At 59.2% G+C, this 13348-nt stretch carries 13 protein-coding genes and 1 riboswitch; of the genes, 8 read left to right on the top strand and 5 right to left on the bottom strand.

Features of this window, described 5'->3' with window-relative positions:
- Positions 1 to 120: 120 nt before the first annotated feature.
- From J0X15_RS11500 to J0X15_RS11480, 5 genes are all read left to right on the top strand, one after another.
- Positions 121 to 657, top strand: coding sequence for a hypothetical protein (locus J0X15_RS11500; protein WP_206940785.1), 537 nt, complete (start codon positions 121 to 123; stop codon positions 655 to 657).
- 371 nt (positions 658 to 1028) lie between these two features.
- Positions 1029 to 1316: a co-chaperone GroES gene (groES, locus tag J0X15_RS11495; RefSeq protein WP_206940783.1), complete on the top strand. Its 288-nt coding sequence runs from the start codon at positions 1029 to 1031 to the stop codon at positions 1314 to 1316.
- Between the two features lie 58 nt (positions 1317 to 1374).
- On the top strand, positions 1375 to 3021 hold the full coding sequence (gene groL / locus J0X15_RS11490; RefSeq protein WP_206940782.1) for a chaperonin GroEL: 1647 nt from the start codon (positions 1375 to 1377) through the stop codon (positions 3019 to 3021).
- A 171-nt stretch (positions 3022 to 3192) separates the two neighbouring features.
- Complete coding sequence (locus J0X15_RS11485; protein ID WP_206940780.1) at positions 3193 to 3402, top strand: SlyX family protein; 210 nt, start codon at positions 3193 to 3195, stop codon at positions 3400 to 3402.
- A gap of 93 nt (positions 3403 to 3495) precedes the next feature.
- Positions 3496 to 3619: riboswitch (SAM-I-IV-variant riboswitch) on the top strand.
- Positions 3620 to 3652: 33 nt separating this feature from the next.
- On the top strand, positions 3653 to 3985 hold the full coding sequence (locus J0X15_RS11480) for a hypothetical protein (RefSeq protein WP_206940778.1): 333 nt from the start codon (positions 3653 to 3655) through the stop codon (positions 3983 to 3985).
- Here the strand turns inward: J0X15_RS11480 and J0X15_RS11475 are convergent.
- The 5 genes from J0X15_RS11475 to J0X15_RS11455 all read right to left on the bottom strand — a co-directional run bounded on the left by J0X15_RS11475 (position 3975) and on the right by J0X15_RS11455 (position 9062).
- Positions 3975 to 4415, bottom strand: coding sequence for an acyl-CoA thioesterase (locus tag J0X15_RS11475; protein ID WP_209015263.1), 441 nt, complete (start codon positions 4413 to 4415; stop codon positions 3975 to 3977). The two genes, J0X15_RS11480 and J0X15_RS11475, sit on opposite strands and share 11 nt — an antisense overlap.
- A gap of 35 nt (positions 4416 to 4450) precedes the next feature.
- Positions 4451 to 5140 (bottom strand): Crp/Fnr family transcriptional regulator, encoded by a 690-nt coding sequence (locus J0X15_RS11470; RefSeq protein WP_206940776.1) that lies wholly within the window; start codon positions 5138 to 5140, stop codon positions 4451 to 4453.
- A gap of 280 nt (positions 5141 to 5420) precedes the next feature.
- Positions 5421 to 6218 carry a ChbG/HpnK family deacetylase gene (locus J0X15_RS11465; RefSeq protein ID WP_206940774.1) on the bottom strand — a complete coding sequence of 266 codons (798 nt, stop codon included), beginning with the start codon at positions 6216 to 6218 and terminating at the stop codon, positions 5421 to 5423.
- An 89-nt stretch (positions 6219 to 6307) separates the two neighbouring features.
- Entirely contained in the window at positions 6308 to 7816 is a 1509-nt protein-coding gene (locus tag J0X15_RS11460; protein ID WP_209015262.1) for an ArnT family glycosyltransferase, read from the bottom strand.
- A 91-nt stretch (positions 7817 to 7907) separates the two neighbouring features.
- The gene (locus tag J0X15_RS11455) at positions 7908 to 9062 is read right to left on the bottom strand and encodes a glycosyltransferase family 2 protein (protein ID WP_206941032.1); all 1155 of its coding nucleotides are present in this window, start codon (positions 9060 to 9062) and stop codon (positions 7908 to 7910) included.
- 456 nt (positions 9063 to 9518) lie between these two features.
- On the opposite strand from J0X15_RS11455, the gene hisS reads away from it, so the two are divergent.
- From hisS to hisG, 3 genes are read left to right on the top strand one after another with little or no spacing between them, the layout of a single operon-like run.
- Positions 9519 to 11138, top strand: coding sequence for a histidine--tRNA ligase (gene hisS, locus J0X15_RS11450; protein ID WP_206940770.1), 1620 nt, complete (start codon positions 9519 to 9521; stop codon positions 11136 to 11138).
- Entirely contained in the window at positions 11138 to 12289 is a 1152-nt protein-coding gene (locus J0X15_RS11445) for an ATP phosphoribosyltransferase regulatory subunit (RefSeq protein ID WP_206940768.1), read from the top strand. Before hisS ends, J0X15_RS11445 begins: the two co-directional genes overlap by 1 nt.
- Positions 12286 to 13266: an ATP phosphoribosyltransferase gene (gene hisG / locus J0X15_RS11440; RefSeq protein ID WP_206940766.1), complete on the top strand. Its 981-nt coding sequence runs from the start codon at positions 12286 to 12288 to the stop codon at positions 13264 to 13266. The genes J0X15_RS11445 and hisG overlap by 4 nt, the downstream gene beginning before the upstream one ends.
- Positions 13267 to 13348 lie beyond the last annotated feature (82 nt).

The following is a 13348-nucleotide window of genomic DNA, read 5'->3' as shown; positions in this document are numbered from 1 at the left end:
CTTGTGCCGCGCACAAACTCGGTCTATATCCTCCTTGAAACTAAAGGAAATTTACCGTTTTCAGGTGACGGTTGGAGGTACTGGAAAATGCGAGCTAGAGCACAGAGAAGTGCCTTGCGAGTGGCTGCAATGATTGGCGCTGCCGTGGTTTGCCTTGGTACGCAAGTGCCGGCATCGGCCCAGGATACGTCGTCAGCACCTTCTGCAACCTATTCCCAAGCGCTCACTGCATTTGATCAGGCCTGGGATGCCGCACCACTGGGTTTTGCCGTCCGGACATTCGTCGACGTGCCTGCCAAGGGCTTCGGCATCTATACCCCGCGCACCAACCAGACGTTCGCTGCAGGCGAGACCCTTCATGTCTATGCCGAGCCAATTGCCTATGGCTTTGAGACTGACAGCGAGGGCACACGCTATTCGCTGAATGCCGGTTTCAAGCTGCTCAATCCGTCCGGTCAGGTTCTGGCCGAAGAAGCGCAATTCGCTGCTTTTACTGGCACCACACGGTCGCGCAAGCGCGAGCTCTCAACTCAGCTTTCTTTCGGCTTTGAAGGGCTACCTGCCGGCTCTTATACGCTCGCGATCGACCTGAGCGATGTGGTGAGCGGCCAGACGGCAACCTTCTCCCTGCCTTTCAGTGTCGTCGCGGGCGAGTAATCCGGCAAATACTTTAAGGGTTTATTCACCCTGTCTACAGCCCGCGGCATGTGGGGTGCAGAGGGAAGTTGCCTGTCGTGTCCACAGCCGGTTGAACCTATGGAACCAAGTTCCTGGTTTGATTGCGGTCGGAATCCGCAGACCCGCAACGGAGGACGGCTTTTCAAGCCCCCCGGTCGGCATTTTTTTCCCGTGCTGATCATTGACAAAACCCTCCGTCAATCATATTTCACAGCCGTGGCTGGCACTCGCCAAGTGGGAGTGCTAACACACCGAGGAAGGTCCGCCTTCCCGGACATAAAGAAACCCTGATCATCATGCCCGCACGCTGCCTGAGGATGGGGGCGTGCTCCATGAAGAGGAAACACAACATGGCATTTCGTCCGCTGCACGATCGTGTCGTAGTCCGTCGCGTCGACTCTGAAGAGAAGACCGCTGGCGGCATCATCATTCCAGACTCCGCCAAGGAAAAGCCGCAGGAAGGCGAAATTGTCGCTGTCGGCACTGGCGCTCGCAAGGACAGCGGTGAGCTGATCCCGCTCGACGTCAAGGAAGGTGACCGCGTTCTGTTCGGTAAATGGTCCGGCACCGAAGTCAAGATCAACGGTGAAGACCTCCTGATCATGAAGGAATCCGACATCATGGGCGTGATCGCGTAATCATCCGCGAACCGCTTATCGATATCTCCTGCATTCCAGATAGAAGTGAGACGACCACATGTCCGCTAAAGAAGTAAAATTCTCAACCGAAGCACGGAACAAGATGCTCAAGGGTGTCGACACCCTGGCAAACGCCGTTAAGGTTACACTCGGCCCCAAGGGTCGTAACGTCATTCTCGACAAGTCCTTCGGCGCTCCGCGCATCACCAAGGACGGTGTTTCTGTTGCCAAGGAAATCGAACTCGAAGACAAGTTCGAAAACATGGGCGCACAGATGGTCAAGGAAGTTGCTTCCAAGACCAACGACATTGCTGGTGACGGTACAACGACTGCGACCGTTCTGGCTCAGTCCATCGTCAAGGAAGGTGCCAAGGCTGTTGCTGCCGGCATGAACCCGATGGATCTGAAGCGCGGCGTCGACATGGCTGCTGCTGAAGCCGTCAAGGCTCTTATGGCTGCTTCCAAGACCATCACAACTTCTGCAGAAGTTGCACAGGTCGGCACCATCTCTGCCAATGGCGACGAGCAGGTTGGCAAGGACATTGCCGAAGCCATGCAGCGCGTTGGCAACGAAGGTGTTATCACCGTTGAGGAAGCCAAGTCGCTCGAAACAGAGCTGGAAGTCGTCGAAGGCATGCAGTTCGACCGCGGCTACCTGTCTCCTTACTTCGTGACAAACGCAGAAAAGATGCTGGCTGATCTCGAAAAGCCTTACATCCTGCTTTTCGAAAAGAAGCTCTCCAACCTCCAGGCAATGCTGCCGATCCTGGAGGCTGTTGTTCAGTCCTCCCGTCCGCTGCTCATCATCGCAGAAGACGTTGAAGGCGAAGCCCTGGCAACTCTGGTCGTCAACAAGCTGCGTGGCGGCCTGAAGATTGCTGCCGTCAAGGCTCCTGGCTTCGGCGACCGTCGTAAGGCCATGCTGGAAGATATCGCTATCCTGACCGGTGGCACAGTTATCTCCGAAGACCTCGGCATCAAGCTGGAAAACGTTACCCTCGACATGCTCGGCACGGCCGACAAGGTCTCCATCACCAAGGAAACCACCACAATTGTGGACGGCGCCGGTGAGAAGTCCGACATCGAAGGTCGCGTTGGTCAGATCAAGGCCCAGATCGAAGAAACCACTTCCGACTACGACCGTGAGAAGCTGCAGGAACGTCTTGCCAAGCTCGCTGGCGGTGTTGCCGTGATCCGCGTTGGCGGTGCTACGGAAATCGAAGTGAAGGAAAAGAAGGACCGCATCGACGATGCCCTGAACGCAACCCGTGCTGCGGTTGAAGAAGGTATCGTACCAGGTGGTGGTACTGCTCTCCTGCGCGCCAAGAAGTCCGTTGAAGGTCTTACCTCCGACAACGCCGACATCATGGCTGGCATCAAGATCGTTCTGCGTGCCCTGGAAGCTCCGATCCGTCAGATCGTCGAAAACGCTGGTGTTGAAGGCTCCATCGTTGTTGGCAAGATCCTTGAAAACAACGACGACACATTCGGCTTCAACGCGCAGACCGAAGAGTATGTCAACATGATCGAAGCAGGCATCATCGACCCGACCAAGGTTGTTCGTACCGCTCTGCAGGACGCAGCATCGGTTGCCGGTCTGCTGATCACCACCGAAGCCATGGTCGGCGAACTGCCGAAAAAAGAAGGCGCTGCTCCGGCAATGCCGGGTGGCGACATGGGCGGCATGGGCGGCATGGGCTTCTAAGCCAACCAACCATAAGTCTTTACGGAAAGGGCGGTCTTCGGACCGCCCTTTTTTATGTCCGGGTTGTTCAGGAGTCTGTCTTTGCGGTTCTCACCGCATCAATGGCCTGATAAAATTCCGAACCATCCTTTGCCAAGAACCGGCGCCCTGTCCGGCGGGAGTCCCACGAGAATGAGTGATCACGAAGAGCGCATCGAAAAACTGGAAATCGATCTTGCTCACGCCGTCAGGATCATCGATGAACTGAACGAAGTTGTCGCCGAGCAGGACAAGCAGATCCTGCGCCTGACCCGCAAAATGAACCTGATGACCGATCAGGTGGAAGAATTGATCGATGGCTCCATGCCCGGCCATCAGGTGGAAAAGCCCCCCCACTACTGAGGCTGTCATCCAAAGCCTTAAACCCTACCGGAAGACACCGCCCCGGCGTCTGCAACGGCGACTTGAACAAGTTCCCGGTTCATGGCATAAGCGCGCCCACATCAAGAGAAGGGCTGGCGCCCTCGCCAACCTGCCTTAACCGGGCAAGGTGGTTCCTGCCGGGGATGCGGCTGCGAGATCTGCGACAAGCAGTGACGTGGCAACCAAGCGGTCAGACTTCATCAATGCGCCAGTCCTCCTCGGGAAACCGATGGAGGATTTTTTGTCAAAGCACCCGTTTTACAGGCCCAATCTGCCACTGGACCACGCCCCTGCCGGCCAACCGCCCAGTCTGGTGCTCACGAACAGCAGTGAAGAACAACTGGCGGCCTTCGAGAAGGCAGCGGAAGCTTATGTACTGGCGCGTTACAAGACGCTCCGGTTCTTCGGTGGATTGCCAAACCACATGCCGACGCTTGAGCGCCAGGACCGGATCGCCCGCTTGCAGGACCAGATCGCATTTTGGCAGACCGGTTGCAGCTATGCGATCGACGAGCGTCTGCTCGCCGACCTGCTGCGCCGACGCAAAGCCGCTAAAGCCTGAGACTGGCGCGGACTTCGTCTTCCGTCGGCACGACGCGTGGCTTGCCGTCGTCATCAACGGCTACCATGGTGAAGGTTGCCTGAGTGACCTTCTCGCGCAGGCCGTAGCGATGCCGCAAGGCCCAGGCTTCCAGATGCACTTCCATCGACGAGCGGCCAATGCGGCCGATGCGGCTGTAGATGCACATCACATCGCCCACATGCACCGGCCGGATGAACTTCATCTTGTCGACGGCAATGGTCACCACCCGCCCGCCGGCGCGCTGACCCGAAGCGATGCCGCCTGCCAAATCCATCTGGGACAGCACCCACCCGCCAAAGATATCACCGGAGGCATTGGTGTCGGCCGGCATGGCCATCGTGCGCAGTGTCAGGTCACCTGACGGTGATTCTTCCGCTGTGATTTCCGGGGTTTGATCTGCGCCTGGCATGTCGTTGCTTCCTATTTTCTTGTAAAATCGTAGGCTCAAAGCGTCGCAGCCCGGGTTAGAAAGTCTGGCTTCTCAAGACAATAATAGCCCGAAATCCGCGAGATCGTTCCGGACCTCTTCCAGTCATTCAACACCCGGCTGACGTTTTCACGCGCGGCGCCCGCCATATTGGCAATATCCGCCTGACTGAGCTTGTAATGAATGAGAATGCGGCCATCTTCCAGCGGTTTGCCGAAGGTCTCGGCCAACTGCAGCAAGGTCTGAGCGACCCGACCTGGCAGTGGCAGAAACGACCGCGCGGCAAGGACGTCGTTGGAATGGCGTAATCGCTGACCGACAATCGACAGCATATGGCGATAGACAGCGGGGTTCTCATCGGCGAAACGCTCGAAACCTGCCTTGTCGATGAACGACAGCTGAGCTGCCTTCAAGGCTGTTACCGTTGCGGATCGGGGGCGACCATCCAGCAAGGCCAGCTCGCCCACAAGATGCCCGGGGCCGAGCACTGCAAGCAATTGTTCATCGCCTTCTACTGACAGCATCGAGACCTTGAGCGAGCCTTCGGTGACGGCATAACATCCGTTGCCCGGATCGCCTGCCTCAAAAAGGATGGCACCAGCCTTCAGCGTCATAGGTCTTGCCAATCGGGCCAGACCGACTGCCAGTTCCGCCGACAGACCTTCCAGCGAAAAGCTGTTTTGAAGGAAGTCTTCTATTTCTGCCACGTGGTGCCCCCCCCCCCCCACAACTTTGCCCCTGGCCCCAGGTGCCGTGTCAAATTGTGTCCATCTGATACCCGAACACGGATCGTAGCAAACTTCCGACCATCTGTGACAGGTATCACAGAGCCTATCCAAGATTAGTCCTAGGGTTGGTCTCAAGGAAGCGGTCTCCCCGCCTGCTTCCGGCTCCCAGAGGCTGACCTCCTAAAAAACGCTTCTTAGAAAAAAGACGGTTCCGTCCCCATCGGAGCCGTCTTTTCTAATTTGGCAGCACAGATCAGCATCAATTCAGAAAGATGTCGCGCTCATCAAGCAGTCGGAAGAACCGATCGCTGCCCAGAACCTCACCCTGACACTCCCGGATAGCGACCTTCTGCAAGGGCTCCTGACGACGCAACCGATCATCGGCTTCGCCCGCCAGCGTGGCGACAAAGACGTCCTCATCCATGAAGTCGAAGTGATGCCGGAGTCGTGCAAAAAGCTCTTCCCTGTCAGCAATCTCAGGCACAGGGGGGCCCCAGCGCAAAGCCGGGTAGCCAGCTTTCCTGGCCATCCGCAGAAAACGTTTCTCGGCACTTTCGAAAACCGAAGGCGCCACCAGCCACGGCTTTTGCTTCAAATCCAGACTGTCGAGCGCCGTCAGCACCAGCCGCACCATCTCGCTGCGGTCCAGAAGCCCCTCGCGCAGCGCGACGATACGCGGCAGGCGATCCATGCGACTGGTGAAGGCAGAGACCTGCTGGCAGATTTCCTCGATCAACATCTCGTCCGGCAGCAAGCGCATCATGGCCAGACGCTCCAGCTTGGAACGGGCGGGAAACTGATCGCCATAGACCTCGCGCATGCGCTGGCTAACCGGAGTGACATGGTCACCGCTCAAGGCCAGCGTCAGGCCTATTTCGGCGCGCTCGCCCAGCTCATCGGCCAGATCCTTGAGGGGTTTGAATTCGCGCGGCCAGAGCTCTGATGCAACCAGGCACCCAACGGCGCTAAGACGCCCTTCCTGCAAGAGCGAACGCAGTGTTCGGTCCACGCCGAAGGCGAGGCCGTAGTCGAGGGCGCCCAGTGTTATTTTTTTCATTGCTCTGGCGGTTGCGGAGATGACGTTCGGTTACTATCCCTGCGACATCCGACCGGTAAATGCAAGATTAAGCGCCTTGTTTCTGCCATCTAGCCTGTCGGTTGTCGCGTTTCGACCGGGTCCAGAACCGAACCTGTCGGATCACTCATTCGGTAGACCCGCATCTGCTCCAACTCAACGCCCCGCACTTGCCTCGGGAACTCGGCAATCAGACGCACGTCGGCAAAGCGATCTAGCAACAAGGCGGAGCGGTCACGGCGGTTAGTGGTGACGTAAAGCCCGGTGCCGCCAAAACTTTCCGACGACGTCTGCGGCGCCATTATGTAGCGGATCCGCTCATTGACCTGGCTAACCGGCGCCTGACTGACCGCCGTGTGGCCCTTGAGCAGAAAATCCAGATGCCCGGTGAGCCCATAAGACGAGGTCAGCACGAAATGCGCGTCTTCAGCCTCTGCGATCTGCTCAATCTGTCTGCCAACCTCAGGCCAGCCGCGTAGCTGGAATGTCGGATCCTTGCGGGCCAGCACGCCAGTCAGTGGCGCAACCGCATGGATCTGCACCACCACGGCGATCACCAGGCCACTAACAACCGCCCCCGTCGCCCAAATCCGCCAAAAGCGGGAGGCGGTCGACGCTCTTGCGACAAACATCCCGGCCATCAGCGCAAACGCCGGGAACAGAGGTGCCGGCCAGTTGGCCTGAACGCGGGCATGCAGCGAATGAAAGATCAGATAGGCCAGGAACGGCAGCACAGTGACTATCACCAAAGCCGAACCAGCTTGTTTGCCCCAGGTCCCCCGGCTGAGCAGGGCGGCTCCCAGACAGGCAGGGAGCGCCACCAACGGGTTCATCAGACCGAAAACGGCACCGATGAACTCGAAGATGTATTTGCTCGTTAGGGCACCGCTGCCCGCCCGCCCGAACTGCTTGTAGAAGCTGACCCAGTCATGCAGTTGGTTCCAGTAGAGCACCGGGGCGAAGATATACACGGCCAGAAGCCCCCCGGCCCAGAGCTGCCACGTGCCAAACCATTTACGTGCTGTGGGCACCCAGACGAGCCAGAGCAGAATGCCCGTGCCCAGAAACAGGCAAGAGTATTTGGAGACCAGTCCCAGCCCGGCGAACAGCCCGACCGCCAGCCACCAGTTGGCATTTTCAGAGGTTTGCAGCTCGACCAAGGCCCAGAACGCCAGACCCCAGAACAGCACCGAGGGTGCATCTGGCGTGGCGAGAATGCCGCCAATGCCAATCAGCAGGCTGGCGTTGAAGAACAGCACCGCCCACCCGGCCGCCCTTGCGCCGAAGAGCAACAGGCCAGTGCGCCATAGAACCAGAGATCCAAGGACGGACGACAGGATAACGGCCGCACGCACCGCCAGAACCGTGTCACCCAAAAGCTGCTGCCCGGCCCAGATCCACCAGGCGATCATCGGTGGGTGATCATAATACCCCAGAGCCGGATGCAGGCCCCACAGGCGATAGTAGGCTTCATCCTCGACCAGATGCGAGTTGGCAGCTGCCCAGACCTTCAGCACGGCAAGCGCCAGAACGAGAGCGACGAGCCCCCCTGGACGCAAGAAGAGCGGCAGGTCCGGCAAACTGGCCGGCTCCCGCTGCTCCCTCAGATCTTTTGGTTGCTGTCCCAAATCAGTCATCACTCAGGCTGGCGACGTTCAGGCTGCGAGGGCCTCATCCCTTTTTCCATGTCAGGGCCGAACTGGCGGCATAGTTCCACACGGCGCCCATGATGGCCCCGGCAGTGCCAGCAAGCCACCAGTATTCCGGCTTGGCATAGACCAGATCCGCAACACCGACATTAGCCAGAACACCAACGCTGCAGACCGCGTAGAAGGTAAAGAGGCCAATGACCGTCTTGATGCCGGTCAGGCGACGGTCACGGTAGGTCAGCTGGTTGTTGAGGAAGAAGTTAGAGGTCATCGCCACGAAGGAAGCTGCCGTCTGAGCCCAGTTGAACTCCATCGCCCCGGCGACCAAAAAGATGCGCAGGGCAATCAAGTGGACGACAAGACCACTGGCGCCGACCAGGCCGAACATCAGAAAGCGGACGGAGATCATGTCGCCGAAGTATTTGGCGAGCAGCAGGCCGAAGTAGTCCAGCGTCACGAGAGTATCGAGCTTGCTCTCGCCATGCTGGCGCTGACGAAACGTGAAAGGCAGTTCCTTGATCCGCAAGGCCCCCTTGGCTGTGGAGACGATGTCCAGCAGGATCTTGAAGCCTTGCGCGGAAAGTTGCGGTGTCAGCTCTTCGACCTTGTCGCGACGGATCATGAAGAAGCCGCTCATCGGGTCGCTCAAGGTGACGTTCAGCAGCTTCTGGGCCATGCTGTTGGCCAGGTTGGAACCCCAGGCGCGCACCTTTGAAAGGCCCTCGCCGATGGTGCCGCCTTCCACCTTGCGGCTGGCGACGACCAGATCAGCCTCACCGCTGCGCAATTCATTCAGCATCTCTGGCAACAGACTCTCATCATGCTGCAGATCCGCATCCATGACAGCAACATAGCTCGCCGAGCTGGCCAGAATGCCCTCCACACAAGCGCCCGACAGACCGCGCCGGCCGATGCGACGGATCACGCGAACGCGCGGGTCGAGCCGGGCGATCCGACGCCCGGCTTCAGACGTGCCGTCAGGAGAGTTGTCATCAACGACGATAACCTCCCAATCAACGCCTTCCAGGGTCTTGTGCAGCAGGTCGACCATGATCGGGACATTCTGCACTTCATTGAAGGTCGGCAGCACAATGCTGAGTTCTGCCCCGGATTTGACAGCCGCACGCGCCGGAGTGGCGTTCACATCGTCTGCTGACTGCAGAGTTTCACTGGACATGCCGTGACCTTTGCCCTCTACCGCTTTATCCATAAGTCGATCTACGTCCGAATTTCAGCGGCCCCCATGCCTGGCGCTTTTGCAGACCGGGCAGCTGTCTTGAAAATTTGCGCGGACCATACCCCGGCGCAGAACGAAAGCAAGCGAAACACCGTAACCAGATGTTTCCAGCCAAGCGAAACGGGAAGAATGGTTACCCGATGCAGAGCCCGTCAGATTGGCAGGTGTGAAGATGAAAGAAGTGCGCCGGTGCACCCTCTGTCGCGTTGCAACACTCGTAGAACATCACTTCTTACTTTTCCGTATGACGGCAGAAACAGACAAGAGGTCTGGACGGCCAGCTTGCCCTGAAATGGCGTTTCGTCTAGGACAGCCGGAACACCCCGGTGCAAGGCGGCACGGTTTTCGGACTGCCTCGACGCCGGGTCCCCTTTCTTCCGCCGGGACCACACGCTTATGGCCAAAAAGCCGAATAAACTCAAAGCACGCCTGCCCCGTGGGTTTGTCGACCGCTCTTCCGCCGACATCCGTGCCACGGACGCGATGATCGCCAAGATCCGTGAAGTCTACGAGCGCTATGGTTTCGACCCGGTCGAGACCCCGGCTTTCGAATATACAGACTGTCTGGGCAAGTTCCTGCCCGACACGGACCGGCCGAATACGGGTGTCTTCTCGGTTCAGGACGATGACGAACAGTGGATGAGCCTGCGCTATGATCTGACGGCGCCGCTGGCCCGCCACGTCTCGGAAAATATCAACGAGATCCAGCTGCCCTACCGCACCTACCGCGCCGGTTGGGTGTTCCGCAATGAAAAGCCGGGACCGGGCCGTTTCCGCCAATTCATGCAGTTCGACGCCGACACCGTCGGCGCGCCGGGCGTCCAGTCCGATGCGGAAATGTGCATGATGATGGCCGATGCGATGGAAGCCCTCGGCATTCCGCGCGGCCAGTATGTGATCCGGGTCAACAACCGCAAGGTTCTCGACGGTGTTATGGAAGCCATCGGCCTCGGCGGTGAAGAGCACGCGGAACGCCGCCTGACGGTTCTGCGCGCCATCGACAAGCTCGACAAGTTCGGCTCCGAAGATGTGAAACTCTTGCTCGGTGAAGGACGTTGGGACGGCGGTGAAAAAGGCAAAGGCGATTTCACCAAAGGAGCAGGCCTCAATACTGCTCAAATTAATGGACTTATGGACGCCTACCTTTTGCATGGCGTGAAACAGTTTGCACCCGGTTTCGATAAGGAAAATGAAGGTGATCTCGCCGGTCTCGGGTGGGTAGCTCCAGAAGTTATAGCTGATGAGGAAAAGTTCTTTGATGAGGCGCACGCCTACAACGTTGGAATGAAAGAGCTCCAACTCATTTGGCAAATCGTTGCAGCGTGCGGATACACAGAAGAACAGATTAAAATCGACACATCCGTTGTGCGCGGCCTCGAATATTACACCGGTCCCGTGTATGAAGCCGAGCTGCTGTTCGATGTGACCAACGAAAAGGGCGAAAAAGTCCAGTTCGGGTCCGTTGGCGGCGGCGGGCGCTATGACGGGCTGGTCAAGCGCTTCACCGGCCGTGATGTGCCAGCCACCGGCTTCTCCATCGGCGTGTCGCGTCTGATGACTGCACTGAAGAACCTCGGCAAGCTGGGTCAGGACGAGGTTGTCGCGCCAGTGCTTGTTACCGTCATGGACGGCGACACGGAAGCGCTCGGCCGCTACCAGAAGATGGTGCAGGAGATGCGCACCGCCGGCATCCGCGCCGAGATGTACCAGGGCAACTGGAAGAAGTTCGGCAACCAGCTGAAATACGCCGACCGCCGCGACTGCCCGATTGCCATCATCCAGGGCTCGGACGAGCGCGAGGCTGGACAGCTGCAGCTGAAGGATCTGATTGAAGGCAAACGCCTGTCGGAAGAGATCACCGACAATGTCACCTGGCGCGAAAGCCGCCCGGCGCAGATCACCATAGCCGAGGCGGACCTTGTCGCCACGGTGCAAAAGCTGCTGGCAGAACAGGCCGAAGACCGCGTCAAGGTCAGCACGAGCTCGGCTGACACGAGCACCAAGGGAGACGCATAATGACCGCACCGCTTGCCACTCCGGACAAGTCCAAGATCGCACGGGCCCTGGAACTGTTGCAGGCGGCAGGACATACGCTGATCGAGCCGCCGGTGCTGCAACCGGCGGACGTGTTTCTGGATCTGATCGGCGAAGACATCCGTCGTCGCCTGTTTCAGACCAACGGCCCGGACGGGGCGGACCTGTGTCTGCGCCCGGATTTCACCATTCCCGTCTGCCGCCAGCATCTGGCCAGCGGCGGAACGGCACCGGCTGATTACTTTTACCACGGGCTGGTGTTCCGCCAGCGTACGGACACCACCGGGGAAATTCCGCAGATCGGGGCTGAAAGCCTTGGGCGTGCGGATCTGGATGGGGCAGATGCCGACATGCTGGCGCTCTCCTCGTCGGTGCTGAAATGCTTCGGCGTGGAAACCCAGACTATCCGCATTGGCGACGAGACGCTGTTTGCTGCCGTGCTCTCCGGGCTCGACCTGCCTGCCGCCTGGCAGCGCCGCTTGCGCGGGTTGTTCGGCGAAGGCGAAAAGCTGAGCGATGCGATTTCCCGCATGGCCGGCAGCGACCGCAACCCGGACGACAATCGCGACGTGCGCTTCGGCTTTCTCTCCGCACTGGAAGGTGTCGCACCGGATGCAGCCCATGCGGTGGTCGAGGATCTTCTGTCGATAGCGGGAATTTCCGCAGTCGGCGGCCGGACGCCGAGCGAGATCGCCGACCGGTTCCTGGAGCAGGCAGCTCTTGCGACCGGCAATGGCGGCAATGAGCGTGCAGCCGGTATTCTGTCCCGCTACCTTGCGATCAGCGGCCCCGCCGATAAGGCTGCAACTGAACTGGAAACCTTTGCAGCGGAAACCGGCATTGACCTTGCCGCTCCTCTAGCGACTTTCAAGGCGCGCCTGAGCGCGCTGGAAGCCCGGGGCCATTCTGCCTCCAGCCTGCATTTCGCAGCCGACTTTGGCCGTCGCCTCGACTATTATTCCGGCTTCGTATTCGAGATCCACGGTGAAGACGGCCATGAGGATGGTCAGCTTGTCGGGGGTGGCCGCTACGACCGGCTGGTGACGCTGCTGGGCGCTGAAAGCGACGTTCCGGCCATCGGCTTTTCGATCTGGCTTGACCGGATCGCCAAACTTTCCGGAGCGAGCGCATGAGCAAGCTGACAATCGCCATTCCCTCCAAGGGGCGCCTGCAGGAAAACACGCACGATTTCTTCGGCCGCTCCGGCCTGAAGGTGCAGCGTCCCGGTGGCGCACGGAATTACCGGGGCAAGATCGCCGAACTGCCGGACGTCGATATCGCGTTTCTGTCGGCCTCGGAAATTGCCCGTGAACTGGCGGAAGGTTCCGTCCACTTCGGCATCACCGGGCTTGACCTTGTGCATGAAAGCATCACGTCGCCGGAGGAAAGCGTCCATCTGGTGACACCGCTTGGCTTTGGTCACGCGGATGTTGTGGTGGCTGTGCCGAAGGCATGGATCGACGTGGAAACCATGGCTGATCTGGCGGATGTCGCCTCCGACTATCGAAACCGTCACGGCAACCGGCTGCGGGTGGCGACCAAGTATGTGCATCTGACCCGCGCCTATTTCGCCAATCATGGCATCGCGGATTATCGCATCGTGGAAAGCGCTGGCGCCACCGAAGGGGCTCCTGCGGCAGGCGCGGCGGAGCTGATCGTCGACATCACCTCGACCGGTTCGACGCTGCACGCCAACAACCTGAAAATCCTCGCTGACGGCGTGATGTTGCGCAGTCAGGCGCATCTCGTGGCCTCCCGCAAGGCCGACTGGTCGCCTGCTGCCCTCAACGCAGCACGCGCCATTCTGGACCGGATTGCCGCCGAAGAAGAAGCCCGCGACATTCGCAAGATCCAGGCGAAGGTCACCGATCGACGCAAGGCGCTGGCCGAAGCCTCCAAGTTCGGGGCAACAGCACCCTTCGGTTCCGATGGATCCGACAGCTCTGTGCTGACATTGTTCTGCCCGAAGGCCAAGGTGGCCGAATGTGCCAAGGTTCTGATCGAACTCGGGAGCAGCACGGTCACAGTGCAGGATCTGGAGTATGTCTTCCGGAATGAAAATCCGCTCTATGAAGATTTTGCGGAGAAGGTCAGCCCGCGCAAACGCTGACCAAGACAAGAAAAAGGGCCGCCAGGGGAGGAACTGGCGACCCGAAGGTCAAGGGTGGTGGGCACCCCTGGGCATTGTCGGC

The sequence above is a fragment of the Roseibium limicola genome (genome assembly GCF_017313085.1).
GTDB lineage: Bacteria > Pseudomonadota > Alphaproteobacteria > Rhizobiales > Stappiaceae > Roseibium > Roseibium limicola.
Note: the sequence above shows the minus strand (reverse complement) of the source record. Positions and strands in the feature narration are given on the sequence as shown.

Excerpts from the sequence above, each read along its gene's own strand:
- groES (WP_206940783.1), top strand. The coding sequence starts at position 1,029 with ATGGCATTTCGTCCGCTGCACGATCGTGTCGTAGTCCGTCGCGTCGAC.
- groL (WP_206940782.1), top strand. The coding sequence starts at position 1,375 with ATGTCCGCTAAAGAAGTAAAATTCTCAACCGAAGCACGGAACAAGATG.
- J0X15_RS11485 (WP_206940780.1), top strand. The coding sequence starts at position 3,193 with ATGAGTGATCACGAAGAGCGCATCGAAAAACTGGAAATCGATCTTGCT.
- J0X15_RS11480 (WP_206940778.1), top strand. The coding sequence starts at position 3,653 with ATGGAGGATTTTTTGTCAAAGCACCCGTTTTACAGGCCCAATCTGCCA.
- J0X15_RS11475 (WP_209015263.1), bottom strand. The coding sequence starts at position 4,415 with ATGCCAGGCGCAGATCAAACCCCGGAAATCACAGCGGAAGAATCACCG.
- J0X15_RS11465 (WP_206940774.1), bottom strand. The coding sequence starts at position 6,218 with ATGAAAAAAATAACACTGGGCGCCCTCGACTACGGCCTCGCCTTCGGC.
- J0X15_RS11455 (WP_206941032.1), bottom strand. The coding sequence starts at position 9,062 with ATGTCCAGTGAAACTCTGCAGTCAGCAGACGATGTGAACGCCACTCCG.
- hisS (WP_206940770.1), top strand. The coding sequence starts at position 9,519 with ATGGCCAAAAAGCCGAATAAACTCAAAGCACGCCTGCCCCGTGGGTTT.
- J0X15_RS11445 (WP_206940768.1), top strand. The coding sequence starts at position 11,138 with ATGACCGCACCGCTTGCCACTCCGGACAAGTCCAAGATCGCACGGGCC.
- hisG (WP_206940766.1), top strand. The coding sequence starts at position 12,286 with ATGAGCAAGCTGACAATCGCCATTCCCTCCAAGGGGCGCCTGCAGGAA.